Source organism: Streptomyces sp. NPDC104761 (assembly GCF_055583445.1).
On the sequence record NZ_JBVJNZ010000002.1, the window covers coordinates 370,221 to 395,558 of the forward strand.

Genomic DNA, 25,338 nt, shown 5'->3' on the forward strand with positions numbered 1-25,338 from the left:
GGAGATTCAACCGATGGACATGCACGGACCCATGCACAGCCGTCGTCAATTCCTTGCTGCCACAGCCGCGGCCGCTGCGGCGGGCCGGTTCGGTATGAGCGGTGGTACCCGGGTGCCGCCCGAACCGGGACAGCAGTCCGCGCCCCCGGCCTCCTTCGGTCCGGTGCGGCAGATCAATGCCGGGGATCTGAACGTGGGGTACGTCGAGGCCGGACCTGCGAACGGGCAGGCGGTCGTACTCATGCACGGCTGGCCCTATGACATACACAGCTACGAAGTGGTCACACCGCTGCTCGCGGCGAAGGGCTACAGGGTGGTCGTCCCTTATCTGCGCGGCCATGGCACGACGCGGTTCCTTTCGGATCGAACACCCAGGAACGCACAGCAGTCGGCGTTCGCCGTCGACATCATCGCCCTGCTGGACGCCCTCAGGATAGAGAGACCGGTCCTCGCCGGATACGACTGGGGATCGCGGACGGGCGACATCATCGCGGCACTCTGGCCGGAACGATGCAAAGCGCTGGTCTCGGTGACCGGATATCTGATAGCGAACGTCGAGGCCAACAAGATGCCTTCACCTCCGAAGAGTGAATGGGCATGGTGGTATCAGTACTACTTCGCCACCGAAAGGGGGGTGCGCGGCCTCGACAGGTACCGTCGCGATCTGGCCGAACTCGTCTGGAAGTTCAACTCTCCCACATGGCGTTTCGACCACGCGACATTCGATCGCACGGCAGCGGCTTTCAACAACGTGGATTACGTCGGCATCGTGATCGACAATTACCGCTGGCGACTTGGTCTCGCAAAGGGTGAGCGCCGCTACGACGACCTCGAGAAGCGCCTCGCCGCGGCACCGGTCATCAAGGTGCCGACGATCACCATTGACGGAAAGCATGATCCGTTCACGCCTCCCGGAAACGGATCTGCTTATCGCGACAGGTTCGGAGGCACATACGAGCACCGGACCCTGGACGTGGGTCACAACGTTCCGCAGGAAGACCCGAGAGGCTTCGCGGCGGCTGTCGTAGCGGCCAACGGGTTCTGACCGCCCCTGAAGCGGAAGCACCAGGAGGCGTACCGCACGGGACCTACCAGGTCTGCTCGGAAGCGCGGACGAGGACCTCGTTGACGGAGACCCGCCGGTCGCGAGTGACGACGAACGAGACCGCGTCCGCGATGTCCTCGGGACGCAGCATCTCCATCCCGGCCAGCTGCTGATCCAGTGACGCCTTGACCTCGTCCCGCGAGTGGGTCACGAACTCGGTGTCCACCGTCCCCGGTTCGATCACGCTCACGCGCAGTCGCTGCCGCATGACCTCCTGCCGCAGGGCCTCGGTGAACGCGTTCACGCCGAACTTCGTCATGCTGTACACCGCCGTGCCCGGCCGGGCCACCCGCCCGGCGGTGGAGCTGATGTTGACCAGGTCCGCCACCCGGCGGGGCGAGTCCTCCGCCGCGCGCAGCAGATGCGGCAGCGCCGCGCGGGTGACGTACAGGAGGCCCTGCACGTTCACCGCCAGCATGCGCTCCCACTCCTCAGCAGGCGCGTCGAGGACCGGTCCGGCCATTCCCACACCGGCGTTGTTGACCAGAATGTCCAAGCGGCCGAGTTCGGCCACCACACGCTCCACGACGGCAGTCGCCTGTCCCTGCTCCGTGATGTCGGCCTCCACCACGAGCGCCGCCCCGCCCTCGGCGCGGATCTTTCCGGCCAGCTCCTCGAGCCGGTCGCGGCGCCGGGCGACGACAGCGACGGTGGCGCCCTCGGCGGCGAGGCCCAGGGCGGTCGCCTCGCCGATGCCGCTGCTGGCGCCGGTCACGAGGGCAACGGTGTTCTGCAGACGTGCGGACATGACTGTCTCCTTGATCCAGATCAGGATGGTTCAGTTCGGGTTGCTCAGATCGAGCTGCTTCGGATCGGGGTACGTCCAGGCCGGTGACCGCGCCGGCGGACAGGCCGGTGGCGCAGGGGCAGGGGTCGTCGTACCCTCATATCCGGAACCAGTTCCGGTTCGCGTTCGAGAGTAAGCGGAACCAGTTCCGCTTTGCAAGTGGGACAGGAAGAGTGGGACAGGAAGGGGGGTCGGCGTGACCGGCCACGAGGGGGAGACGGCGCGGCCGCGCAGGCCGCTGCGCGCGGATGCGCAACGCAATGAGGACCGACTGCTGGAGGCGGCTGCGGACGCCTTCGCCCGTCAGGGAGCGGGTGCCTCGGTCAAGGACATCGCCCGCGCGGCCGGGGTGGGCGTCGGCACCCTCTACCGTCGCTTCCCGTCCAAGGAACTCCTCATCGAGGCGATCTACCGACAGGAGGTGCAACGCCTGTGCGAGGCGGCGCCGGACCTCACGGCCGTACAGCCACCGGCGGAGGCACTGCGGACATGGATGGAGCGCTTCATCGACTTCATGGCCGCCAAGCAGGGCATGGCAGAGGCGCTGGCCGTGGTGCTGACCGACGACAGCGAGAAGCTGCACACCCGCACCCTGCTCGCTGACGCCATCACCCACCTGCTGACCGCGGCGGAGGGGCAGTCAGTGGCACGGCCAGGGGTCGCCGCTCAGGACGTGCTGATGGCCCTGGGCGGGATCAGCCTCATCGCTGCCAGCGAGGAGCAGCGCGCCCTGGCCACCAGACTGATCGACCTGCTCCTGCACGGCATCGTGACGAACTGACGCACCATGCGCCCTCCGCGCGGGTCCGGGCCCCCGGCGAGTGAGGTCGCGCAGCCCATCGCCCGGTGGTTAGCCTGAATTCGTACCGTGGCACCGATGAGGCGCTCACCGCGGTGTGCGAGGCGGGCCCGCCGGACGGTGTCCGGCGAGGAACCGCCCACACCGGCGGCCGGCCTCACACCTCCATATTCCGCCGGACACCCGGGGCCGCTCCGGCCTTCACAGGTTCCGATCAAGCCGCGCCCTCGGCGATCTCTGCCGCGATGGTCCGCGTAGTCACCCCGGTCAGAGCCGACTCGGCATTCGCACAGAGGGAGAGAATCCCATGACCGAGAATCACGCGCGGACCCCGGCCACTCCCAGCATTCTCGTCGACCCGTTGCGCAATCGCGGCGTGGCCTTCACCCCTGAGGAACGGGAGGCCCTCGGTCTCACCGGACGCCTGCCTTCGGGAGTGCTCACGCTCGAACGGCAGGCCCAGCGGGCCTATCAGCAGATGCAGGTCCAGAGCGGCGACCTCGCCAAGAACGTGTATCTGGAACAGCTGCACGACCGCAACGAAACCCTGTATTTCAGGGTTCTCACCGACCACCTCGCCGAGTTGCTGCCGATCGTCTACGACCCCACCGTGGGCGAGGCGATCGAGAAGTACTCCCTGGAGTACCGGCGTCCGCGCGGCATCTTCCTGTCCATCGACCGGCCCGACGACATGGAGAAGGCCTTTGCCACGCTTGAACTCGGGCCCGAGGACGTCGACCTGATCGTGTGTACGGACGCGGAGGAGATCCTGGGCATCGGCGACTGGGGCGTGGGAGGGATCCAGATCTCGGTCGGCAAGCTCGCGGTGTACACGGCGGCCGCGGGCATCGACCCCCGCCGCGTCGTTCCCGTGTCGCTGGACGTGGGAACGGACCGCCCAGCGCTGCAGCAGGACCCGCTGTACCTGGGCAACCGGCACCCCCGCGTCCGCGGCGCCGCCTACGACGCCTTCATCGAGAAGTATCTGGAGACGGCGTCGTCCGCGTTCCCCGACGCTCTCCTGCACTTCGAGGACTTCGGTCCCAGCAACGCGCGGCGGATCCTGGAGCAGTACGGCGGCCGCTACCGGATCTTCAACGACGACATGCAGGGCACCGGAGCCATCACGCTGGCGGCAGCCCTGTCCGCCGTCAAGGTCAGCGGCGTGCGGATGCGTGACCAGAAGCTGGTCGTCTTCGGTGCCGGGACCGCCGGGGTGGGCATCGCCGATCAGCTGCGCGACGCGATGGTCCGCGACGGCGCGGATCCGCAGCAGGCCGTCGCCCAGGTGTGGCTCGTCGACAAGCAGGGGCTGCTCACCCGGGACATGACCGACCTGCGCGACTTCCAGCAGACCTACGCACGCGATCCCGCCGAGGTCGCGGGCTGGACGAGGGACGGCGGCGCGATCTCCCTGCTGGAAACGGTGCGCCGGGTCAAGCCGACGATCCTGCTGGGCACTTCCACCGCGCACGGCGCGTTCACCCGCGAGATCGTCGAGGCCATGTCCGAGGGCGTCGAGCGGCCGATCATCCTCCCGATCTCCAATCCCACCTCGCGGATCGAGGCCATGCCCGCAGACGTCATCGCCTGGTCCAGGGGGAAGGCGCTCGTCGCGACGGGCATCCCCGTCGCGCCCGTGGAGTACGACGGCGTCACCTACCAGATCGGGCAGGCCAACAACGCGCTCCTCTACCCGGGTCTGGGCCTGGGCACGATCGTCTCCGGCGCTTCCCAGGTGACCGCGGGCATGCTGCTGGCGGCCGCGCAGGCCGTGGCGGACCAGGTCGACCCGTCGGGGCCGGGCGCCTCGCTGCTGCCGCCCGTGGACGACCTCCGGGAGTCGTCCGCGATCACCGCGACGGCGGTGGTCAAGGCGGCCCTCGAAGACGGCGTGGCGACCTCCAAGCCGGTCGACACCGCACAGGCCGTCCGGGATGCCATGTGGCAGCCGGTCTACACGGACGGAGCCGCAGCGTGAACACCCACACCCCCCACCCCGCCGCAGGCGGGACCGGGTCGGCCGGTCAGGGCGCAGCCCCGAAGATCCTCGACATCCCCGTCGGCCTGCACGCGACGGGGACCCGGCGGGAGACCGACTCCATGGGAGCCGTCGACGTCCCCGCGGACCGCTACTGGGGCGCCCAGACACAACGCTCCCTCATCCACTTCTCGATCGGGGACGACCGGATGCCCAAAGCGGTCTACCACGCCTACGGCTACGTCAAGAGGGCCGCCGCCGCCGTCAACGGGCGCGCCGGCCGGCTCCCTTCCTGGAAGTCCGAACTGATCCGGCGAGTGGCCGACGAAGTCATCGCCGGCGAACTGGACGATCACTTCCCGCTGTACGTGTGGCAGACAGGGTCCGGCACGCAGTCCAACATGAACACCAACGAGGTGATCAGCAACCGAGCGATCCAGCTGGTCGGCGGCGAGCTGGGCAGCAAGTCCCCGATCCATCCGAACGACCACGTCAACATGGGGCAGTCCTCCAACGACACCTTCCCCACCGCCATGCACATCGCCGCGGTCAAGGAGATCCACGAGCACCTGCTGCCCGCCGTGCGGGCGCTGCGGCACGCCATCGAGACCAAGGCGCAGCAGTGGCACGACGTGGTGAAGATCGGCCGCACTCATCTGGAGGACGCCGTTCCGCTCACCGTGGGGCAGGAATGGTCCGGCTATGCCCACCAGTTGGAGCAGGCGATCGAGAGGTGCACCAGGTCCGCCGAGGGGCTGCTCGAACTGGCGATGGGGGGTACCGCGGTGGGCACGGGGCTCAACGCCCCACCCGGGTTCGGCGAGCAGGTCGCAGCCGACATCGCCGATGCGACCGGCTACCCGTTCACCACCGCGCGCAACAAGTTCGCCGCGCAGGGCGGCCTGGACGCCATGGTCGGCGCCTCCGCCGGCCTGCGGGCCCTGGCCGTCCCACTGATGAAGATCGCCAACGACATCCGCTGGCTGGCCTCAGGACCCCGCTGCGGCCTCGACGAACTCCTGCTCCCCGCGAACGAGCCCGGCTCCTCCATCATGCCGGGCAAGGTCAACCCGACCCAGTGCGAGGCCATGGTCATGGTCTGCATCCAGGTGCTCTCCGAAGACCAGGCCATCGGCTTCGCCGGCACCCAGGGAAACTTCGAACTCAACGCCATGCGCCCGGTCATCATCAACAACTTCCTGCACGCGGCCGGCATCCTCGCCGACGCCTGCACCAAGCTGCGCGAGTACTGCATCGAGGGCACCCGGCTCAACCAGGACCAGATCGACAGCTACGTCGACCGGTCCCTCATGCTGGTCACGGCCCTCTCGCCGGTGATCGGCTACGACAAGGCCTCCGCGATCGCCCACAAGGCCGACGACGAGGACACCACCCTGCGCGCAGCGGCCCTGGCCTCCGGCTACATCAGCGCCGAGGACTTCGACCGCATCGTCCGACCGGCTGCCATGGTGGGTCAGTCGTAGGGGCGGATACCGTGAGGCCTTCGCCGCTTCTCTCGACCGCGTGAAGTCATCCGCCGGACGGTGATCCGTCCGCCAGGTCCGCGACGACCGCCGCGTGGTCCGACGGCCACACCCCGTCGACCGGACCGTCCCCGGCCCGGCTGGCGGCCAGTACGGTGCCGATGCCGCCGGGGCCGGCCGGGGCGCCGACGTGGACGTAGTCGACGCGGACGCCGGGGCCGAGGCCCGGGTGGACGTACGGGTTGGCGTGGTCCCAGGTGGCGGAGGGGGCGGCCGGGTCGGCGTACTCCCAGGCGTCGAGGAAGACCTGGCCGGGTACGACGGGCGCGGTGCGGACCCCGCCGAACCTGCGGACCTCGTCGGAGTCCGGCCAGGCGTTGAAGTCCCCGGTGACGACGGGCGGGAAGTCGGTTCCCGCACGGTGGGCGGCCACGAACTCGGCCAGCGCGGTGACCTGCCGGCCGCGCACGGCCGACAGGTGCAGCTGCGAGGTGAGGTGGACGGTGAAGAAGGGGACGGGGTGGGCGGGGGCGGCGAGGCGGGCGTAGAGCGCGAGGCGTCCGTCATCGAGATCCGGTGGCGCCGGCAGGCGCAGCGCCTCGCTCTCCAGCACCGGCCACCGGCTCAGCACCGCGTTGCCGATCTCGACGCCGGGCTCCCCGATCCGCCGCTGCCAGCGCTCGGAGGCCGGGGAGGCGGCCCAGGCCCAGTGCAGGCCGAGTTCGCCGGCGAGCCACCCGGCGAGGTTCTCGCCGCCCGCCGCCCACACCTCCTGCAGGCCGACCACGTCCGGCCGCAGCGAACGCAGCACGGCGAGGATCGCCTTCTGCCGCTCGGCCCAGGGTCCGAACCGCCACCACAGGTTCCAGGTCATGATCCGCACGGGACCCACCGTCTCTCGTCGGGTATGCGTGAGGGACATTGAAGAGGACACCGGCGCCGCATGACGGCGAAAGAGAGAGCCGAGGAATCATGTCCGACCGCAGATTCCGTGCCACCACCGCGTTCCAGCGGCACGTCGCCAACCCGCTGACCCGCCTGATGCCCTTCCAGACCCTGCTGGAGACCACCGGCCGGGTCTCCGGCCGGCCGCGGCGGACGCCGCTGGGCGGGCGTCGGGTCGGGAACAGTTTCTGGCTGGTGTCGGAGTTCGGGACGAAGTCCCAGTACGTGCGGAACATCCAGGCCGACCCGCGGGTCCGGGTACGGATCGGCGGGCGGTGGCACTCCGGCACCGCCCACCTGCTCCCCGACGACGACCCGGTCGCCCGGCTGCGCACCCTGCCGAGGGGCAACAGCATGGCCGTGAAGGCCCTGGGCACACAGCTCCTGACGATCAGGGTCGACCTGACCGACTGAGCGCCCGGAAGGGGCGCGAGGAACTGCGCGGCCAGCCACGACGGCGCCGCGGTCGGCAGACGGCAGACCGCGGCATTCCCGCGGAGCGGTCAGCTCGCCTTGTAGAACGCGTACGTGGCCGAGTACGGCACCGAGATCTGGTCCGTGCCGGTGCAGGCCGCCGCCGGCGCCACGCCGCCCTCGGTGTCCAGCCGCTGCACGTAGGTGACGCCCTCGAACGTGCCGGCGCCGCGGGTGGCGGTGGCCTTCAGGAGCAGCTCGGGGACGGCGCCGTCCTTCGCGGAGGTGGCGACCGCGGCGGCGTTGACGGCGCTGCCGTCGACCGTGGAGACCCAGACCGGGCCACGGGAGTGCAGGGCGACCGGGCGGTGGGCGCGGTCCCGCTTGTCGGAGAGGGTGGCGGCGGGCTCCAGGAGCTTCCAGGCGCCGTCGGTGCAGGTGTAGGTCTGCACGCCGTGCGCGGAGTAGACGCCGGTCAGCTTGTTGCCGTCGGGCACGGCGAGCGCGGCGGGCGCGTGCACGGCCGGGAGACGCGCGGGCCGTGCGGAGTAGGCCTGGACGGCGGTCGTGCCCAGCAGGGTCGCGGCGGCCGCGGCGGCGACGGCCGTGGTGGTCAGGGCGATGCTCTTGACGTGCTGCATGAGGGGGGTCTCCGAACGGGATCCGTGCGTGCTCAGGGAAGGGAGCGGACCGCGTCGAACCGGAAACGGGCCGTCCCCCTTGTCCCCCGGACGCTACGGACGCGCTGCCCCGCCGCGAAGCGGGTTGCCCGTTCTTTGTCCCCCCGTAAGGTTTCGCCGCCCCAAAGGGCAAGGAGAACAGCCCGAGTTGACGCCTCACCCCGGCCAGACGACCGCCTGCACCTCACTGTAGGCGTGCAGGGCGTAGGAGCCCACGTCCCGGCCGACCCCGCTCTTCTTGAACCCCCCGAACGGCGCCTCCATGTTCCGCCCCACGGTGTTGATCCCGACGCCGCCCGCCCGCAGCCGCCGCGCCACCCGGAAGGCACGGGCCACGTCCCCGGACCAGACGTAGTCGACGAGGCCGTAGTCGGAGTCGTTGGCGAGGGCGATGCCCTCCTCCTCGTCGTCGAAGGGGACGACGGAGACGACCGGGCCGAAGATCTCCTCGCGGGCCACCCGCATGTCGTTCGTGCAGTCGGCGAGGAGGGTGGGAGAGACGTAGAAACCCCGCTCCAGCGACGGGCGTTCGCCACCGGCCACCAGCACGGCGCCCTCCTTCCGGCCGAGTTCGACGTACGACTCGACGCGCGCCCGGTGCTCGGCGGTGATCAGCGGCCCGACCACCGTGTCCGGCGCGGCCGGGTCGCCCACCTTCAACCGCTTGGCATAGACGCCCAGTTGGTCCACGAGCCGCTCGTAAAGCCCGCGCTGCACCAGCACCCGGGTGGGCGCCGTACAGATCTGCCCGCTGTAGAAGGAGAAGGTGGTGCCGATCCCGGCCACCGCCGAGCCGACGTCCGCGTCGTCGAAGACGACCGCCGCGCCCTTGCCCCCCAGCTCCATCAGCTGGCGTTTCATGTCCCGCCCGCACGCCTCGGCGATGCGCTGTCCGACGGCGGTGGAGCCGGTGAAGCTCACCATGTCGACGTCGGGGGACGCCACGGCGGCCTCGCCGACACCGGTGGACCGGCCGGAGACGACGTTCACCACGCCCGGCGGGGTGCCCGCCGCCTCCAGCGCCTCCGCCATCCGGTAGACGGAGAGCGGGTCCTGGGGGGCCGGTTTCACCACCACCGTGTTGCCCATCGCGAGCGCCGGCGCGATCTTGCCCGCCGGGTTGGCCCACGGGTTGTTGTACGACGTGATGCAGCTGACCACCCCGACCGGCTGGCGCACGGCGAGCGCGCCCATCACGCCCGCCTTCCCCATCGGCCCGGCCTCGTTGATCTGCGGCGGGATCGCCCACTCGGCCGGTTCGACGGTCGCGTACCGGCGGAACCGGGCCACCGCCACCCCCACTTGCATCGCGCGGGCGGTCCCGGTGGTGGCGCCCGTCTCGGCGCGGGCGAGGTCCGCGTACGGGCCCAGTTGCCCGCGGATGAGGGCGGCGGCCCGCCCGAGCACGGCCGCCCGCTCCCCCGCCGGCGTCCGCGACCAGCCGTCGAAGGCCTCCCGGGCGGCCGCACAGGCCGCCAGCACCTGCTCCCGGGAGGCCTCCGGCGCCCAGCCCACGGTCTCCTCGGTCGCCGGGTCGACGACCTCGTAGTACCCGTCGTCGGGCACCACCCATCGGCCGCCGACGAACAGCCGCTGCCCGTCCGCCGCCTCGCCCGCCGCGCTCACCGGGTGCTCACCGTCCTGGTGTCCCGCCCGGAGCGCAGTACCTTCCCCGGTACGGAGCCGCTCACCACGTCGTCCCGGATGGCCTCGACGCCGTTGACCCAGACCGCCCGTACCCCGATCGCCTTCGAGTCCAGGCGCGGGCTGTCTCCCGGCAGGTCGTGCACCAAGGTGGCCTGGCCGGCGGCGATCCGCTCCGGGTCGAAGAGCACGAGGTCCGCATGCCAGCCCTCCGCGATCCGCCCGCGCTCCCGCAGCCCGAAGAGCCGGGCGGGGTCGTCGGTCAGCATCTTCACGGCCTGCTCCAGGCCGAGCAGCCTGCGCCCGCGCAGGCAGTCGCCGATGAAGCGGGTGGTGTACGGGGCCCCGCACATGCGGTCCAGATGGGCCCCGGCGTCCGACCCGCCGAGCATGACGTCCTCGTGCTGCCAGGTCTCGGCGCGCAGCGCCCAGGAGGCCGGGTCGTTGTCGGTGGGCATGGGCCACAGGACGGTACGGAGGTCGTCGGCGGCGCAGATCTCGACCAGGGTGTGGAAGGGGTCCTGGCCGCGCTCCTGTGCTATGTCACGTACCACCCGCCCCGACAGCCCGGCGTTCGCCTCGCTGTACGTGTCCCCGATGACGTACCGCCCGAAGTTGGCCAGCCGCCGGAAGACCCCGGCTTCCTTGCTGTTCGCGTGCGCCAGCATCTGGGCCCGTACGTCCGCGTCGCGCAGCTTCTCGATCCGCTCCGGAACCGGCAGCCCGAGGATCGGCCCCCACCCGGGGATGAGGTTCAGCGCGCAGAAGGTGCCGAGCGACATGTTCATCGGCGTGAGGATCGGCATCGTCAGCGCCACGACCCTGCCGCCCGCCTTCCGGGCCCGCTCGCTTGCCTGGAGCTGCCGGGGCACCCGCTCGGGCACGGCGGCGTCGACCGTCAGCACGTTCCAGTTCAGGGGCCGCCCGGCCACCGCGCTCATCTCGGCGAACAGCTCGATCTCGGCGTCGCTGAACTGGTCTAGGCAGCCCGCGACGATCGCCTCGATCTGCGTCCCCTCGTGCTCTCCGACGGCCTTCGAGAGGGCCAGCAGCTCGGCGGGGAGCGCGTGCCGCGAGGCGACCGGCTGCCCGTCCCCGTCGGAGTGGGTGCTGGACTGGGTGGTGGAGAAACCCCACGCTCCGGCGTCCATGGCCTCGTGCAACAGCCTTACGATCTCTTCCAGTTGCTCCTCACTCGGCTGCCCGCCCACCGCGTCCGGCCCCATCACGTACCGGCGCAGCGCGCAGTGCCCCACCATGAACCCGGCGTTGACGGCGATCCGCCCTTCGAGCGCGTCCAGGTACTCCCCGAAGGAGTTCCAGCTCCAGGGCGCCCCCTGCTCCAGCGCGACCAGCGACATGCCCTCGACCTTGGACATCATGCGGCGGGTGTAGTCGGCGTCGGCGGGGCGTCCCGGGTTGAGGGGAGCGAGCGTGAACCCGCAGTTCCCGGCGGCGACCGTGGTCACCCCGTGGTTCAGGGAGGGCGTCGCGTACGGGTCCCAGAAGAGCTGGGCGTCGTAGTGGGTGTGCGGATCGACGAAGCCGGGGGTGAGGACGAGCCCGCTGCCGTCCTCGGCCGTACGGGACTCCTGGGTGACAGACCCGATGACGGCGATACGACCGTCACGGATACCGACGTCGGCGACGAAAGCGGGCGCGCCGGTGCCGTCGACAACCGTCGCCCCTTTGATGACGTGATCAAGCATGGGCTCACCTCCTGGTATGCGGCAGGACTGCCTACCTAGGGGCGCGGGGAACTGCGCGACCAGCCACAACGCACCCGCACCCGCCAACGCACGCTCACGCCCCCTGACGGAACCGCGTAGTCCGGTGCACCGGATCCGTGTCGATCTTCGGAATCACGTGCTCCCCGATCAACCGGATCGTCTGCAGCGTCTCCTCCTTCGGCACCCCCACCGGCAGCCCGAAGCTCAGCTGGTCGGCGCCCGCCTGCTCCCACCGCTTGCACTGCCGCAGCACCTCGTCGGGGTCGCCGCAGATCAACAGCTCTTCCTCCACGAGGAGTTCGACGAACTCGGGGGTGTACTCGGGCAGCGTCTCCGGCCACACCGGGAACCCCTCGGGCCGCGGGAAGGTGTCGTGGTACCGGAACACCAGGGACGGCAGATAGTGCAGCCCGCCGGACGCCGCGATGCGGATCGCCTCGTCGTGGGTCGGCGCGCAGATCGCCGTCGTCGTCACCATCACGTTGTCGTTGACGAAGTCCCCGACCGGCTCGGCGTTCACGATCGCGGTCTTGTACTGCTCGAGGACCCACTCCATGTCGGAGACCTTCTGGATGCTGAACCCGAGCACCCCGAGCCCCTTCTTTGCCGCCATGGCGTACGACGGCGGCGACCCGGCCGCGTACCACATCGCGGGGTGCGACTTCCCGTAGGGCTTCGGCAGCACCTTGCGCGGCGGCAGCTGCCAGTGCTTGCCCTGGAAGCCGACGTACTCGTCCTGGAGCCACATCTTGGGGAACTCGGCGATGGTCTCCTCCCAGATCTCCTTGGTGTAGTTCATGTCGGTCACACCGGGGATGAACCCGAGGATCTCGTGGGAGCCGGCGCCGCGTCCGCTGCCGAACTCGAAGCGGTTGCCGGTGAGATGGTCGAGCATGGCGACCTTCTCGGCCACCTTCACGGGGTGGTTGACCTGGGCGAGGGGGTTGAAGATCCCGGAGCCGAGGTGGATCCGCTCGGTGGCGTGGGCCAGGTAGCCCAGGTACACGTCGTTGGCGGACAGGTGGGAGTACTCGTCGAGGAAGTGGTGCTCGGAGGCCCAGGCGTACTTGAAGCCGGACTGGTCCGCCTGGATGACGTACTCGGTCTCCTCCATCAGTGCCTTGTGCTCGGCCAGCGGGTCCGTCTCGGCCCGCTTGCCCACGTATCCCTGTACAAAGAGCCCGAATTCCAAGGCGGTTCACCGTCCTATATTTCCTGACGCTCCGTCAGATACCGTTCGTTGGCCGACTGTCGCACCGGCCGCTTCCAGCGTCAATAGCTGACGTGCCGTCAGATGACACTGACCCCCGCCAGCCACCCCCCGTCGATCACGAACGGCTGCCCGGTGATGTACGACGAGTCGTCCGAGGTCAGGAAGAGCGCCAGCCTGGCCACCTCCTCCGCCCGCCCGATCCGGCCCAGCGGCACGAGCTTGCGGTACAGCTCGTCCAGCGCCCGGCTCATCTCGGCCGGGTCGGCGGCCGGGTCCAGCCGGGCCGGATTGGACATCGCGGTGTCGATGGCGCCGGGACAGATCGCGTTGACGCGGATGCGCCGGCCGGCGAGTTCCAGCGCGGCGACCCGGGTGAGGCCGAGCACGGCGTGCTTGGTGGCCGCGTAGGTGCCGACCGCGGCCATCCCCGTCAGCGCTGTGTAGGAGGCCGTGTTGACGATGGTCCCCCCGTCGTCCAGTTCGGGCGCGACCGTCTTCATGCCCAGGAAGCAGCCGACCTGGTTGACCTGCACGACCTGCATGAACTCGTCGAGGGGCGTGTCCACGAGCGCGTTGAACCGCAGGATGCCGGCGTTGTTCACCAGCCCGTCGAGGCGGCCGTACCTCCGCTTGGCGGCGGCGACGGCGGCCTGCCACTCCTCCTCCACCCCCACGTCCAGGTGGACGTAGGCCGCCCCGATCTCCTTGGCGAGGGCCTCCCCCAGGTCGTCCAGCACATCCGCCACGACCACACTCGCGCCCTCCGCGACGAAGAGCCGCGCCTCCTGCTCGCCCTGCCCGCGCGCCGCCCCGGTGACGATGACGACCCGCCCGTCCAGCTTGCCCATGCCACTCCCTCAGGTCAGAAGGGGCGCGACGTCCGCCCCGAACGCCTCGATCTGGTCGATGAGTTCGGCCCGGCTCCGGCTGCGGAACCGCACCTGGATCTGGTGCACGCCCATCTCCCCGTACGCCCGCAGCGACTCGGCGAGGGCCTCGGGGGCCCCGCTGAGCGTGCGGCGGCCCACCGCCCAGTCGGGCGTGCCGACGTACAGCGGTTCGGTGATCGCGCCGACGGTGACCGGCGCCTCGATGCCCGCCTCCTCGCGCAGCCGCCGCAACCGCCCGATCTGCGCCGGGAGCCGGTCCCGTGGGTCGCCCTGCGGCAGCCAGCCGTCGCCCTTGAGCGCGGCCCGCCGCACCGCGGCCGGCGACGATCCGCCGACCCACACCGGCACCCGCTCCTGGGCGGGCCGGGGCCGCTGCCCGAGTCCCTCGAAGTCGTAGAACTTGCCGTGGTGGGAGGGGAACTCGTCCGGCCCGAGCGCGGCGCGCAGCGCGTCGATCGCCTCGTCAAGGACCGCCCCGCGCTGCTCGAAGTCCACCCCCAGCACCTCGAACTCCTCCCGCACGTGCCCGGCGCCGACGCCGAGGATCAGGCGGCCGCCGGAGAGATGGTCGAGGGTCGCGTACTGCTTGGCGGACAGGAGCGGGTGCCGCAGCCCGACGACGGCGACATGGCTGAGCAGCCGTATCCGTTCGGTCACGGCGGCCAGGTGGGCGAGGGTGGCCACCGGGTCGTACCAGACCGTGCTCATGGCCCCGGCCAGCCGGTGCGGGATCGCCACGTGGTCGCAGACGGCGAGGTAGGCGAAGCCGGCCCGCTCGACGGCCCGCGCGATCTCCACCAGGTCGGCGGCGCCCGCCCCGGCCTCCCAGCCCTCGGCGTAGATCGTGGACTGGGACTGGACCGGGAGCTGGATGCCGTGGTCGAGGCTCACCGGGGACCGCCCCACAGCCCGTCCGCCGTCAGCCCCAGCAGTGCGATCGCGTTCCCTCGGACGATCCGCTCCACCACGTCCGGGGCCAGGTGAGCCATCTGGGCCTCGCCGACCTCCCTCGACTTCGGCCAGGTGGAGTCGGAGTGCGGGTAGTCGGTCTCGTAGAGGACGTTGCCGACTCCGATGGCGTCGAGGTTCTTCAGGCCGAAGGCGTCGTCGAAGAAGCAGCCGTAGACGTGCTCGGCGAAGAGCTCGGAGGGCGGGCGGGTGACCTTGTCGGCGACGCCGCCCCAGGCGCGGTTCTCCTCCCAGACGACGTCGGCGCGCTCCAGGATGTAGGGGATCCAGCCGATCTGGCCCTCCGCGTACATCACCTTCAGGTTGGGGAAGCGCTCGAACTTGCCGCTCATCAGCCAGTCGACCATCGAGAAGCAGCAGTTGGCGAAGGTGATGGTGGAGCCGACGGCGGGCGGTGCGTCGGCGGACGTGGAGGGCATCCTGCTGCTGGAGCCGATGTGCATGGCGACGACCGTGCCGGTCTCGTCGCAGGCGGCGAGGAAGGGGTCCCAGTCGTCGGTGTGGACGGAGGGCAGCCCGAGGTGCGGGGGTATCTCGGAGAAGGCGACGGCGCGGACCCCGCGGGCCGCGTTGCGGCGGACCTCGGCGGCGGCCAGTTCGGCGTCCCAGAGGGGGATCAGGGCGAGGGGTATCTGACGGCCCTGGGCCAGCGGGCCGCACCACTCCTCCACCATCCAGTCGTTGTAGGCCTGGACGCAGAGCAGGGCCAGCTCGCGGTCCTTGGCCTCGGTGAAGGTCTGCCCGCAGAAGCGCGGGAAGGTCGGGAAGCAGAGCGCGGACTGGACGTGGTTGACGTCCATGTCGGCGAGCCGCTGCGGCACGTCGTAGGACCCCGCCCGCATCTGCTCGTACGTGATCACTTCGAGCTTGATCTCGTCGCGGGAGTAGCCGACGGCGGTGTCCAGGCGGGTGAGAGGGCGGTGCAGGTCCTCGTAGATCCACCAGTCGCCGACGGGACCGTCGTCGCCGGGCCTGCCCATGACCGGCTTGAACCGGCCGCCGAGGAAGGTCATGTCCTTCAGCGGGGCCCGGACGATGCGCGGACCGGTGTCCAGGTACTTCTTCGGGAGGCGGGACTGCCAGACGTCCGGCGGCTCCACGGTGTGGTCGTCGACGGAGATGATCAGCGGAAAGGTGCCGTCCTGGGTGTCCATGGCGCTCACGGTAGCGCCGATCTGACGAACCGTCAGCTACCGCGATGACTGTTCGTCAGGCATCAACGCCACCCACCGCGGACGCGGTCCGCGGCCCCGGCGCGGAGGACACCGGTCTGCCCGCGGAATCGTTACGCCAGGAGTCGGGCCTGCTGAGGCGGGACGCCGCCGTGTGAAGACCGTGTGGACCACCGCGTGTCGCCCTGTGATCGGCGTCTCCCCCGGCTGACGCAACCCGCCCGGACAAGGCAGACTGACGGGGTGAAGCGGGATGTCTAGGGGGACGGGCATGGACGGTGGACCGCGGGTGCCGGAGCAGCGGCGAGCCTCCGCCGCGACGGAGGCGGCGGCGTTGCGCTTCACCGTGCTCGGTCCGGTGCGCGCCTGGCGTGCCGGGGAGCCGCTCAACACCGGCTCCCCGCAGCAACGCGCCCTGCTAGCCGCCCTGTTGCTGCGCGAGGGCCGCACGGCGACCGCGGCCGAGCTGATCGACGCCCTGTGGGGTCCCGAGCCGCCGTCGCAGGCGCTGGCTGCGGTGCGCACGTACGCGTCCCGGCTGCGCAAGATCCTGGACCCCGGCGTCCTGGTCAGCGAGTCCGGCGGGTACGCGGTGCGCGGGCTCGGCGAGGGCGCCCTGGACCTGGCGGTCGCCCAGGACCTGGCGGCGGACGCGGAGAAGGCGAAGAGCGCCGGGGACCTGCACCAGGCCCGGCAGGTGCTCGCCCGGGCGCTGGCCCAGTGGGACGGCGAGCCGCTGGCCGGAGTGCCAGGGCCGTACGCCGAGGCCCAGCGGGCCCGGCTCGAGGAGTGGCGCCTCCAACTCCTCGAATCCCGCCTCGACATGGACCTGGAGCAGGGCTGCCACGCGGAGGCCGTCTCCGAGCTGACGGCACTCACCGCGGCCCACCCGCTCCGCGAACGCCTCCGTGAACTCCTCATGCTCGCCCTGTACCGCAGCGGCCGGCAGGCGGAGGCCCTCGCGGTGTACGCGGACACCCGCCGCCTGCTGGCGGAGGAGCTGGGCGTCGACCCGCGCCCCGGCCTGCGCGAACTCCAGCAGCGCATCCTCCAGGCCGACCCGGCCCTGGCGGAGCCCCCGACCCCGGCGGCGGAACCCGCCGCCGTCCAGGTCCGCCCCGCCCAACTCCCCGCCACCGTGCCCGACTTCACCGGTAGGTCCGCCTTCGTCACCGAGCTGAGCGAGGTGCTGGCGTCGGCCGAGGGCCGGGTGATGGCCGTCTCGGCACTGGCGGGCATCGGCGGCGTCGGCAAGACGACCCTCGCCGTACACGTCGCCCACCAGGCCCGGTCCGCCTTCCCGGACGGCCAGTTGTACGTGGACCTGCAGGGCGCGGGCCCGCGGGCGGCCGAGCCGGAGACCGTCCTGGGCTCCTTCCTGCGCGCCCTGGGCACCCCGGACTCGTCGGTCCCCGACTCCCTGGACGACCGGGCCGCCCTGTACCGCTCGGTCCTGGACGGCCGCCGGGTGCTCGTCCTCCTCGACAACGCGAAGGACGCGGCGCAGGTACGCCCCCTCCTCCCCGGCACGGAGGGCTGCGCGGCGCTGGTCACCTCCCGCGTCCGGATGGTCGACCTGGCCGGGGCCCACCTGGTCGACCTGGACGTGATGTCCCCGGAGGAGGCGCTGCAGCTGTTCACGAAGATCGTCGGCGCGGAGCGGGTCGCCGCCGAGCGCGAGGCGGCCCTCGACGTGGTGGCGGCCTGCGGCTTCCTCCCCCTCGCCATCCGCATCGCCGCGTCCCGGCTGGCGGCCCGCCGCACCTGGACGGTCTCGGTGCTGGCGGCGAAGCTCGCGGACGAACGCCGCCGCCTCGACGAACTACAGGCCGGCGACCTCGCCGTGAAGGCCACCTTCGAACTCGGCTACGGCCAGCTGGAACCGGCCCAGGCCCGCGCGTTCCGCCTCCTCGGCCTGGCGGACGGCCCGGACATCTCGCTGGCGGCGGCCGCGGCCGTCCTCGGTCTGCCGGCCGAGGCGACCGAGGACCTCCTGGAGGCCCTGGTCGACACCTCGCTGCTGGAATCGGCGGCTCCGGGCCGCTACCGCTTCCACGACCTCGTACGGCTCTACGCGCGTGCGTGCGCGGAACGCGACGAACAGCCGCCCAGCGAGCGGGAGGCGGCGATGTCGCGGTTGCTGGACTTCTACCTGGCCACCGCGGCGGCGTTCTACGCGATCGACCGGCCCGGGGACCGGCTGGTGGACCACCTCGAGGCCACCGGGTACCCGGGGCTGGCGTTCCGGGACCGCCACGAGGCACAGGACTGGTTCTACGCCGAGGCCATGCCCGTGCTGGCCTGCGTCCGGCAGTCGACGGCGCCCGGACTGCTCAGGCGAGCCGTGGACCTGCTGTGGGCGGCCGTCGACCTCGCGGAGTCGGGGGCCAACTCCAGGGAGTACGAGACCACGGCGGTCTTCGTGCGGGACGCGGCGCGCACCTCGGCGGACGTGCGGGCGCAGGCCCGCGCACACGTCGTGCTGGCCAACGCCTACCACCTGATCGGCCGTTTCGGGCCGGCGAACGAGCAGGCGACCGAGGCGGTCCGGCTCGCGGACGTCGCGGGCGACCCGCTGCCCGGGTGCTGGGCGTCCAACATGCTGGGCATCATCTCGCTGTACCAGAACAGGCTGGAGGACGGCGAGGCCCACCTCAGCCGCGCGATCGACAGCTTCCGCGCCTGCGGCGACGGGCCCGGCGAGGCCAGCGCGCTGTGCAATCTCTCCCGGATCCACCTGGCGATGGGCCGGACCGTGAGCGCTGTCTCCCTGGCACAGCAGGGGACCGGCATGTACGACGCCATGGGGCACGCCCTGAAGGGTGCCAACGGCCGGTACGCGCTGGGCCTCGCGCTCACCCAGGGCGGCCAGTACGACCAGGCCGCCGAGCGGCTCCAGGAGGCCCTGGAGGTGTTCCGGGACAGCCGGATGCGGCTGTGGGAGGGGATGTCCCTGTTCCGGCTCGCCGAGCTCGACCTCGCGGCGGAGCGGCCCGCGCAGGCCGCGACCAACGCCGAGTCGGCCCTCACCCTGCTGCGCGGGATCGGTGGCGACTGGCGCCGCGGGAACGTGCTCACGGTGCTCGGCCGGGCCCTGACCCTGATCGGGCATCCGGGCCGGGCCCAGGTCTGCTGGCGGGAGGCGCTCGCCATCTTCGAGGGGCTCGGGGCGGCCGAGGCCGAAGAGGTGAAGGCCCTGCTCAGCCCGAGCGCCGTCGCCTGAGGCCGGGCGCCCGGCGGGCGTTCATCATTCGTTTATCGCGCCACGGCACTCTCGTCCTGTCGATCCGTCGCGTCGGGGGGCAGACGGTTCGGCTCGGGCCCGCGCCTTAAGGTGTAGCGGCCCGGAAGCGTCCGCCCGGCGGCCCTACGGGGGAGCCGCCGGGCGGGCCTTCCCACCCACAGCGTCAAGGACATCCAGGGGAGCGAACCATGAGCGACGAGACGAAGACGACCGAGGCCGAGGCAGCCGTCGAGGGCGCCGAGATCACCACGCTGAACAGCCACGCCACCAGCGAGCCGCTCAGCGCCACGATCCTGAAGGCGGACGACGAGGACACCACCGTCACGCCGGACAACTCGCACGCCACGGACGAGAAGGCCTGACCGAACCACACCGGGACGGGGATCGGCCGCGGCGGCGCGGAGGGGGAGCCGTCGCGGCCGAGGTGTGTTCGGGGAGAGGTCCGGGTCAACTCGCCCGTGTACGAAGGCGAGACCGGGACTGGCGCGAGGTGCTGACCGACGCGTTCCGCGTGCCTCACGCCTTTGTGCAACCCAAGGCCGCTCCCATCGGTCCGAGTGGGCATGAAGAGAGCGTATGGCATGGGTGCCGTCCTGCTTCTGCTGCTGTCGGCCTGCGGTTCGGGCGGGTCGGAGGAAAGGCCGGCACGTCATCCGGGGGTTCGGTCCGACTTCGACGGGGACGGCTACGGCGATCTCGTGGTCGGTGACACGACCTCGACCGTGAACGGGAAGTACGCGGCCGGGTTCGCGGCCGTCCTGCGAGGGTCCGCGCGGGGCCCGCGGCTCGAGGGGCCACGGGTCGTCACCCAGAACGATCTGGGGTTGGGCAAGGCGGGCGAGGGCGGCGCCTTCGGCAGCCCGGCCACGAGCGTGACCGCCGACCTCGACGGTGACGGGCGGGCCGACTTCGTCACCCAGGCGGGCCGGCAGACGGTCTTCGTCGTCTGGGGGAGCGACAAGGGGCTGACCGGTGCCGCGGCCCGGCTGACGGGCTCGGCGCCCCTCGCGGGCGATGTCGACGGCGACGGACACACCGATCTCGTGGTCGGTACGGGTAAGGACAACGCCGTACGGATCCTCCTGGGCCCCTTCAGCCGCCAGGGCACACCGCGCCGTACCGTCTCTCTCGACCTGACGCCGAGCGACCCGGAGTATCCCGTCGCGGTTCCCGCCGCACTGGGGGACGTCACGGGGGACGGCAAGGACGATCTCCTGGTCAGCTGGTCCATCCTGGCGGACTATGCGCCGGTCGCCCGCGCCACCGTCGTGTACCGGGGCGCCGCCGACGGGAAGCTGGTCAAGGGGCCGCGACTGGAGGGCGGCTTCTACGGCTCGATGCTCAAGACGGCGGACGTGAACCACGACGGTTACGCCGACGTCGTGGCGGGGCTGCCCTGCGAGATGCTCGGCGATTCGATGGTCCCCGTGGGCGGCAGCCGGCTGATGATTCTCTACGGCGGGACGCTGAAGACCTCACGCATCACCGCGGACACCGCGGGCCTGCCGGTGAAGGGACCCTTCATGCCCTGCACGTTCGGCAGCGCACCGGCGGTCGGGGACGTGGACGGCGACGGATACCCCGATGTGGCGTTCTCGGTCGTGCCCAGGACGGGGCCGCAGGAGGTCATCCTGCTGAGAGGGAGTGCCGCAGGGCTGACCACCGAGGGGGCGCGGGCCGTGCCCGGCGGCTCGGCCGTACTGCTCGACACCCACGGCAGCCGGGCGGCCGAGCTGGTCGTCACGGGCCAGGAGGGGATCCAGGTGTGGCGCGGCGGATCCCGGCTGCTCTCGTTCAAGGAGACCGACCTCGACCTCGGACCGGAGATATCGCGTGGAGGGCACGCCCTCTCGCCGGTCGGATGACCTGCGGATGACAACAGGGCTCCTGGATCGTGAGGGTTCGCGCCCGGCTGCCGCCCCATCCGCACCGGAGGTCGGCCCGGCCTTGAGGCTCTGCGGCAACAACGGCTCCAGCCGGGCCCCTGATGCCCCTAGGGCCTGTCTGACAATTCCCGCCTGCCTCGCGACGCCATGCACGCACTCTCGCCGCACCGGGCCCTGACCCAAGTACGTCCAGTACGTGGGCCAGGGCCCGGCACACCGAGAGCACGCACCTGACGCCGCGAGGCCGCCCTCCGGGCGACGACGGGAATTGTCAGACAGGCCCTAGCCCCACCCCCGCAGCTCCCCCTTCAGCACCTTCCCGCTCGCGTTCCGCGGGAGTTCCGCCACGAACTCCACCGTCCGCGGCACCTTGTAGTTCGCCATCTCGCGGCGGGCCCAGGCGATCAGGTCGTCGGCCGTCAGCACCGCTCCCGGCCGCCGCACCACGTACGCCCTGCCGACCTCGCCGAGCCGGCCGTCCGGGACGCCGATCACCGCCACGTCGGCCACGTCCGGGTGCAGGCCGAGCAGTTGCTCTATCTCCGCCGGGTAGGCGTTGAAGCCGCCGACGATGAACATGTCCTTCAGGCGGTCGGTGATGCGGAGGTTGCCCGCCGCGTCCAGGACCCCTACGTCGCCGGTGCGCAGCCAGCCGTCCGGGGTCAGGGTGGCGGCCGTCGCCGCCGGGTCCTCGTAGTAGCCGCGCATCACGTTGAAGCCCCGGACCAGCACCTCGCCGGTCTCGTCCACCCGTACCTCCGTGCCGGGTATCGCGCGGCCCGACGTCGACGCGATCACCGCCGGGTCGTCGCCCCGGCGGCACATGGTCACGATCCCGCTCGCCTCCGAGAGGCCGTAGGCGGTGAGGACCGTCTCGACGCCGAGTTCACCGCGCAGACGCTCGACCAGCCGCAGGGGCACGACGGCGGCTCCGGTCACCACCAGGCGCAGCGCGGAGAGGTCGTGGGCGGCGCGCGCCGGGTGGTCCAGGAGGGACTGGTGCAGGGTCGGGGGGCCGGGCAGCACCGACACCCGTTCCGCGGCCACGTTGGCCAGGACCGTCGCCACGTTGAACACCGGCTGCGGGATCATCGTGGCGCCCCGCATCAGGCAGGCGATCACCCCGGCCTTGTAGCCGAAGGTGTGGAAGAAGGGGTTGACGATCAGGTAGCGGTCGTCGCCGCGCAGACCCGCCAGGTCGGCCCACACCTCGTAGGCGCGCAGGGTCTGCGCGTGGGTGATCATCGCGCCCTTGGGGCGGCCAGTGGTACCCGAGGTGAAGACGATGTCGGAGAGGCAGTCGCCGTCCAGCTCGGCCGACCTGGAGGCGACTTTACCGCTCCCGACGCCCTCGCCCGCCGCCAGGAAGTCCTTCCAGGTACGGAAGTCGGCGGGCGCGTCCTCGGCCAGCACCACCACGTCCCGCAGGTCCGGCAGGCCGGGCAGCGGACCGGGACCGGCCCCCTCCCCCGCCGCCCTCCGCAGCGACGCCACGTACGAGGTCCCGAGGAAGGTCCCGGTCACGAACAGCAGCCGGGCGCCGCTCCTGCGCAGCACGTCCGCCGCCTCCGCGCCCTTGAAGCGGGTGTTCAGCGGGACCAGCACACCGCCCGCCGACACCGCGCCCAGCGCCGCGACGATCCAGTCCAGGGAGTTCGGCGCCCAGATACCGACGCGGTCGCCCACCCCGACACCGGCGGCCAGGCAGGCGGCCGCCGCCCGTTCCACCCGGGCGCCCAGTTCCGCGTACGTGATCCGGGTACGGCCCTCCACCACCGCCTCGACGTCCGCGTACCGCTCCGCCGCCGACCGCACCAGTCCCGGAACGGTCCCCCACTCCATGTCACCGCGCACAACCGGCCTCCCGGACGCATAGCTGACTAACCGTCAGATTAGCTGTAGCCTGACGACCTGTCAGCAAACCGTGACAGCCGTGGAGGTGCGGGCACATGGCCGGTCTCAGAGGCGTCAAGGACGCCACCGCCATCGTCGGGATCGGGCAGACACCCTTCGCGAAACGGCTCGACGAGGACGAGAGGACCCTCGCCTGCCGGGCCGTCCTCGCCGCCCTCGACGACGCCGGCATCGCGCCCGGCGAGGTCGACGCGCTCGCCTCCTTCACCATGGAGGAGACCGACGAGGTGGAGCTGGCCAAGGCGGTCGGCCTCGGCGACCTGACCTTCTTCAGCAAGGCGGGGTACGGCGGGGGCGGCTCCTGCGCCACGGTCGCGCACCTCGCCGCCGCGATAGCCAGTGGGCAGGCGAGCGTGGGCGTGGCATGGCGGTCGCGGAAGCGCGGCTCCGGCCCCCGCCCCTGGACCAACACCACCGTCCAGCTCCCGACCCCCGCCCAGTGGACCCGCCCCTTCGGCCTGCTCAGGCCCGCCGACGAGATAGCCATGCTCACCCGCCGCTACATGCACGAGTACGGCGCGACCCGCGACCACCTCTTCAACGTCGCCCTCGCCTGCCGCAACCGGGCCAACCAGAACCCGGCCGCCGTCATGTACGACCGCCCCCTCACCCGCGAGATGTACATGACCTCCCGGTGGATCAGCGAGCCCCTCTGCCTCTTCGACAACTGCCTGGAGACGGACGGCGCGCTGGCCTGTGTGGTGGTCGGCAGGGAGCGGGCCCGGGACTGCCGACGGCCCCCCGTCTACGTCCACGCGGCCGCCCAGGGCCTCCCCGCCCAGCACCACGGCATGGTCAACTACTGGAACGACGACCCCCTCACCGGTCCCGCCTGGACCGCCGCCCGCCACCTGTGGAAGCACGCCGACCTCACCCCCGAGGACGTCGACGTGGCCCAGATCTACGACGCGTTCACCGCCCTGATCCCGCTCTCCCTGGAGGGGTACGGCTTCTGCGGCCGCGGGGAGGGCGGGGCCTTCACCGAGCAGGGTGCCCTGGAGATCGGCGGACGGCTGCCGGTCAACACCGGCGGCGGGGGCCTCAGCGAGGCCTACGTGCACGGGTTCAACCTCATCACCGAGGGCGTCAAACAGCTGCGCGGCACCAGCACCGCCCAGGTGCCGGGCGCCGCCACCTGCCTGGTCACCGCCGGCGAGGGCGTCCCGACCTCCGCCCTCCTCCTCACCAACCGGAGCTGACATGCTGCGACCGGTCACCGACCCCGACGGCACCCCCTTCTGGGAGTACGCGGCCCGCGGCGAACTCCGCGTCCAGGCCTGCGCCGACTGCGGCGAACCCCGCTTCCCGCCCCGCCCCTGCTGCCCGCACTGCCAGTCCTTCGCGAGCGAGTGGCGGCCGACGAGCGGGCGGGGCCGGATCTGGTCGTACGTCGTCCCGCACCCGCCGCTGCTGCCCGAGTACGCGGCGCAGGCGCCGTACAACGTGGTCGTCGTGGAACTCGACGACGCGCCCCGGATACGGCTGGTGGGCAACGTGGTGACCGAGGCCGGGGCGCCGCTCGGCTCCCTTCCCCCGGACCGGATCCGGATCGGCGCCCGGGTGCAGGCGGTCTTCGCCGACGGTCTGCCGCAGTGGGTCCTGGAGCGGCCGTGAGCCTGCGCCTGGACACGGACGAGGAGAGCGGCGTCGCCGTCGTCACCATCGACCGCCCCCAGCGCCTCAACGCCATCGACCTCCCGACGGCCGCAGAACTCTCGTCCACCTGGCGGGCGTTGCGCTTCGACGACGCGGTACGGGCCGTCGTGCTCACCGGGGCCGGCGGGCGCGCCTTCAGCACCGGGCTCGACCGGGACGCCGTCGTGCCGCAGCCGGCCTCGCCCTACAGCCAGGACGACCCGCTCATCGCCGTCGGGCCGAAGGCGAACGACCTGTGGAAGCCGGTGATCGCCGCGGTGGCCGGGATGGCCTGCGGGGGCGCCTTCTACCTCCTGGGCGAGTGCGACTTCGTCGTCGCCGACGAGACCGCGGCCTTCTTCGACCCGCACACCTCCTACGGCATGGTCAGCGCGTACGAGTCGGTGCTGATGGCGCAGCGGATGCCGTACGGGGAGGTGGCCCGGATGGTGCTGATGGGCAACGCCGAGCGGGTGGGGGCGCGCAGGGCGTACGAGGTGGGGCTGGTGTCCGAAGTGACGCCTGCCGGGGAGGCGTTGGCGGCGGCCGTGCGGTGCGCGACCGTCATCGCCCGGTACCCGACGGAGGGCGTGCAGGGCAGCGTGCGGGCGCTGTGGGCGGCGAAGGGGGCGGACCGGGACCGGGGCTGGGCCCAGGCGCCGCCCCTGATCACGCTGGGCAACCTGCCGGGCGAACGGCAGGCGGAGCTCTTCGCCGACCGCCCCCGCACGACACCGCGCACCCGCTGAGCCACCGCGCGCCCAAGAGGCTGCCAGTGACTGCCCCCGGGCGACTGCAGGTACGCAGTGGCTGATCGCGCAGTTCCCCGCGCCCCTAAAGGGGCGC

General features: G+C 71.5%; 21 protein-coding genes. 11 read left to right on the forward strand and 10 right to left on the reverse strand.

From position 1 onward, the window contains the following. The first annotated feature begins 13 nt into the window (after positions 1-13). Entirely contained in the window at positions 14-1,045 is a 1,032-nt protein-coding gene (locus ACZ63F_RS08185; RefSeq protein WP_469709690.1) for an alpha/beta fold hydrolase, read from the forward strand. 43 nt (positions 1,046-1,088) lie between these two features. On the opposite strand, the gene ACZ63F_RS08190 is transcribed toward ACZ63F_RS08185, so the two are convergent. Next, the gene (locus ACZ63F_RS08190; RefSeq protein ID WP_469709691.1) at positions 1,089-1,853 is read right to left on the reverse strand and encodes an SDR family NAD(P)-dependent oxidoreductase; all 765 of its coding nucleotides are present in this window, start codon (positions 1,851-1,853) and stop codon (positions 1,089-1,091) included. Positions 1,854-2,088: 235 nt separating this feature from the next. Between ACZ63F_RS08190 and ACZ63F_RS08195 the strand changes: the two genes are divergently transcribed. The 3 genes from ACZ63F_RS08195 (at position 2,089) to fumC (ending at position 6,156) form a co-directional block, all read left to right on the forward strand. After that, positions 2,089-2,673: a TetR/AcrR family transcriptional regulator gene (locus ACZ63F_RS08195; RefSeq protein ID WP_469709692.1), complete on the forward strand. Its 585-nt coding sequence runs from the start codon at positions 2,089-2,091 to the stop codon at positions 2,671-2,673. A 325-nt stretch (positions 2,674-2,998) separates the two neighbouring features. Then, positions 2,999-4,672, forward strand: a complete 1,674-nt coding sequence (locus tag ACZ63F_RS08200; protein ID WP_469709693.1) for an NAD-dependent malic enzyme — start codon at positions 2,999-3,001, stop codon at positions 4,670-4,672. Continuing rightward, positions 4,669-6,156 (forward strand): class II fumarate hydratase, encoded by a 1,488-nt coding sequence (gene fumC / locus ACZ63F_RS08205; RefSeq protein WP_469709694.1) that lies wholly within the window; start codon positions 4,669-4,671, stop codon positions 6,154-6,156. The genes ACZ63F_RS08200 and fumC overlap by 4 nt, the downstream gene beginning before the upstream one ends. Positions 6,157-6,202: 46 nt before the next feature. On the opposite strand, the gene ACZ63F_RS08210 is transcribed toward fumC, so the two are convergent. Further along, positions 6,203-7,030, reverse strand: coding sequence for an endonuclease/exonuclease/phosphatase family protein (locus tag ACZ63F_RS08210; RefSeq protein WP_469709695.1), 828 nt, complete (start codon positions 7,028-7,030; stop codon positions 6,203-6,205). 98 nt (positions 7,031-7,128) lie between these two features. On the opposite strand from ACZ63F_RS08210, the gene ACZ63F_RS08215 reads away from it, so the two are divergent. Continuing rightward, a complete protein-coding gene (locus tag ACZ63F_RS08215) occupies positions 7,129-7,515 on the forward strand; it encodes a nitroreductase/quinone reductase family protein (RefSeq protein WP_469709696.1) in 387 nt (128 codons plus the stop codon). Positions 7,516-7,604: 89 nt separating this feature from the next. On the opposite strand, the gene ACZ63F_RS08220 is transcribed toward ACZ63F_RS08215, so the two are convergent. The 7 genes from ACZ63F_RS08220 to ACZ63F_RS08250 form a co-directional block, all read right to left on the reverse strand. Beyond that, positions 7,605-8,156, reverse strand: a complete 552-nt coding sequence (locus ACZ63F_RS08220; protein WP_469709697.1) for a DUF3455 domain-containing protein — start codon at positions 8,154-8,156, stop codon at positions 7,605-7,607. Between the two features lie 195 nt (positions 8,157-8,351). Further along, positions 8,352-9,821, reverse strand: coding sequence for an aldehyde dehydrogenase family protein (locus ACZ63F_RS08225; RefSeq protein WP_469709698.1), 1,470 nt, complete (start codon positions 9,819-9,821; stop codon positions 8,352-8,354). Then, positions 9,818-11,548: an N-acyl-D-amino-acid deacylase family protein gene (locus ACZ63F_RS08230; protein ID WP_469709699.1), complete on the reverse strand. Its 1,731-nt coding sequence runs from the start codon at positions 11,546-11,548 to the stop codon at positions 9,818-9,820. Before ACZ63F_RS08230 ends, ACZ63F_RS08225 begins: the two co-directional genes overlap by 4 nt. A gap of 94 nt (positions 11,549-11,642) precedes the next feature. Beyond that, positions 11,643-12,761, reverse strand: a complete 1,119-nt coding sequence (locus ACZ63F_RS08235) for an LLM class flavin-dependent oxidoreductase (RefSeq protein WP_351702659.1) — start codon at positions 12,759-12,761, stop codon at positions 11,643-11,645. Between the two features lie 98 nt (positions 12,762-12,859). Continuing rightward, on the reverse strand, positions 12,860-13,630 hold the full coding sequence (locus ACZ63F_RS08240) for an SDR family NAD(P)-dependent oxidoreductase (RefSeq protein WP_469709700.1): 771 nt from the start codon (positions 13,628-13,630) through the stop codon (positions 12,860-12,862). A 9-nt stretch (positions 13,631-13,639) separates the two neighbouring features. Continuing rightward, on the reverse strand, positions 13,640-14,563 hold the full coding sequence (locus tag ACZ63F_RS08245) for an LLM class F420-dependent oxidoreductase (protein WP_469709701.1): 924 nt from the start codon (positions 14,561-14,563) through the stop codon (positions 13,640-13,642). After that, positions 14,560-15,795 carry an amidohydrolase family protein gene (locus ACZ63F_RS08250; RefSeq protein ID WP_469709702.1) on the reverse strand — a complete coding sequence of 412 codons (1,236 nt, stop codon included), beginning with the start codon at positions 15,793-15,795 and terminating at the stop codon, positions 14,560-14,562. The genes ACZ63F_RS08245 and ACZ63F_RS08250 overlap by 4 nt, the downstream gene beginning before the upstream one ends. A 289-nt stretch (positions 15,796-16,084) precedes the next feature. Between ACZ63F_RS08250 and afsR the strand changes: the two genes are divergently transcribed. The 3 genes from afsR to ACZ63F_RS08265 all read left to right on the forward strand — a co-directional run bounded on the left by afsR (position 16,085) and on the right by ACZ63F_RS08265 (position 20,922). Beyond that, entirely contained in the window at positions 16,085-19,036 is a 2,952-nt protein-coding gene (gene afsR / locus ACZ63F_RS08255; protein WP_469709703.1) for an SARP-family global regulator AfsR, read from the forward strand. 209 nt (positions 19,037-19,245) lie between these two features. Further along, positions 19,246-19,419, forward strand: a complete 174-nt coding sequence (locus ACZ63F_RS08260) for a hypothetical protein (protein ID WP_352357018.1) — start codon at positions 19,246-19,248, stop codon at positions 19,417-19,419. Between the two features lie 201 nt (positions 19,420-19,620). Beyond that, positions 19,621-20,922, forward strand: a complete 1,302-nt coding sequence (locus ACZ63F_RS08265; protein ID WP_469709704.1) for an FG-GAP and VCBS repeat-containing protein — start codon at positions 19,621-19,623, stop codon at positions 20,920-20,922. 303 nt (positions 20,923-21,225) lie between these two features. Here the strand turns inward: ACZ63F_RS08265 and ACZ63F_RS08270 are convergent, their stop codons facing one another. After that, the gene (locus tag ACZ63F_RS08270; RefSeq protein WP_469709705.1) at positions 21,226-22,785 is read right to left on the reverse strand and encodes a FadD3 family acyl-CoA ligase; all 1,560 of its coding nucleotides are present in this window, start codon (positions 22,783-22,785) and stop codon (positions 21,226-21,228) included. A 107-nt stretch (positions 22,786-22,892) separates the two neighbouring features. On the opposite strand from ACZ63F_RS08270, the gene ACZ63F_RS08275 reads away from it, so the two are divergent. The 3 genes from ACZ63F_RS08275 to ACZ63F_RS08285 are packed head-to-tail and all read left to right on the forward strand — an operon-like array spanning position 22,893 to position 25,241. Continuing rightward, on the forward strand, positions 22,893-24,056 hold the full coding sequence (locus tag ACZ63F_RS08275; RefSeq protein ID WP_469709706.1) for a lipid-transfer protein: 1,164 nt from the start codon (positions 22,893-22,895) through the stop codon (positions 24,054-24,056). Between the two features lies 1 nt (position 24,057). Beyond that, on the forward strand, positions 24,058-24,471 hold the full coding sequence (locus ACZ63F_RS08280) for a Zn-ribbon domain-containing OB-fold protein (RefSeq protein WP_469709707.1): 414 nt from the start codon (positions 24,058-24,060) through the stop codon (positions 24,469-24,471). Then, a complete protein-coding gene (locus tag ACZ63F_RS08285; RefSeq protein ID WP_469709708.1) occupies positions 24,468-25,241 on the forward strand; it encodes an enoyl-CoA hydratase/isomerase family protein in 774 nt (257 codons plus the stop codon). Before ACZ63F_RS08280 ends, ACZ63F_RS08285 begins: the two co-directional genes overlap by 4 nt. The last annotated feature ends 97 nt before the right edge of the window (positions 25,242-25,338 follow it).

Excerpts from the sequence above, each read along its gene's own strand:
- ACZ63F_RS08265 (WP_469709704.1), top strand. The coding sequence starts at position 19,621 with ATGAAGAGAGCGTATGGCATGGGTGCCGTCCTGCTTCTGCTGCTGTCG.
- ACZ63F_RS08215 (WP_469709696.1), top strand. The coding sequence starts at position 7,129 with ATGTCCGACCGCAGATTCCGTGCCACCACCGCGTTCCAGCGGCACGTC.
- ACZ63F_RS08185 (WP_469709690.1), top strand. The coding sequence starts at position 14 with ATGGACATGCACGGACCCATGCACAGCCGTCGTCAATTCCTTGCTGCC.
- ACZ63F_RS08260 (WP_352357018.1), top strand. The coding sequence starts at position 19,246 with ATGAGCGACGAGACGAAGACGACCGAGGCCGAGGCAGCCGTCGAGGGC.
- ACZ63F_RS08210 (WP_469709695.1), bottom strand. The coding sequence starts at position 7,030 with ATGACCTGGAACCTGTGGTGGCGGTTCGGACCCTGGGCCGAGCGGCAG.
- ACZ63F_RS08280 (WP_469709707.1), top strand. The coding sequence starts at position 24,058 with ATGCTGCGACCGGTCACCGACCCCGACGGCACCCCCTTCTGGGAGTAC.
- ACZ63F_RS08270 (WP_469709705.1), bottom strand. The coding sequence starts at position 22,785 with ATGGAGTGGGGGACCGTTCCGGGACTGGTGCGGTCGGCGGCGGAGCGG.
- ACZ63F_RS08250 (WP_469709702.1), bottom strand. The coding sequence starts at position 15,795 with ATGGACACCCAGGACGGCACCTTTCCGCTGATCATCTCCGTCGACGAC.
- ACZ63F_RS08275 (WP_469709706.1), top strand. The coding sequence starts at position 22,893 with ATGGCCGGTCTCAGAGGCGTCAAGGACGCCACCGCCATCGTCGGGATC.
- ACZ63F_RS08240 (WP_469709700.1), bottom strand. The coding sequence starts at position 13,630 with ATGGGCAAGCTGGACGGGCGGGTCGTCATCGTCACCGGGGCGGCGCGC.
- ACZ63F_RS08200 (WP_469709693.1), top strand. The coding sequence starts at position 2,999 with ATGACCGAGAATCACGCGCGGACCCCGGCCACTCCCAGCATTCTCGTC.
- ACZ63F_RS08230 (WP_469709699.1), bottom strand. The coding sequence starts at position 11,548 with ATGCTTGATCACGTCATCAAAGGGGCGACGGTTGTCGACGGCACCGGC.
- ACZ63F_RS08220 (WP_469709697.1), bottom strand. The coding sequence starts at position 8,156 with ATGCAGCACGTCAAGAGCATCGCCCTGACCACCACGGCCGTCGCCGCC.
- afsR (WP_469709703.1), top strand. The coding sequence starts at position 16,085 with ATGGACGGTGGACCGCGGGTGCCGGAGCAGCGGCGAGCCTCCGCCGCG.
- ACZ63F_RS08190 (WP_469709691.1), bottom strand. The coding sequence starts at position 1,853 with ATGTCCGCACGTCTGCAGAACACCGTTGCCCTCGTGACCGGCGCCAGC.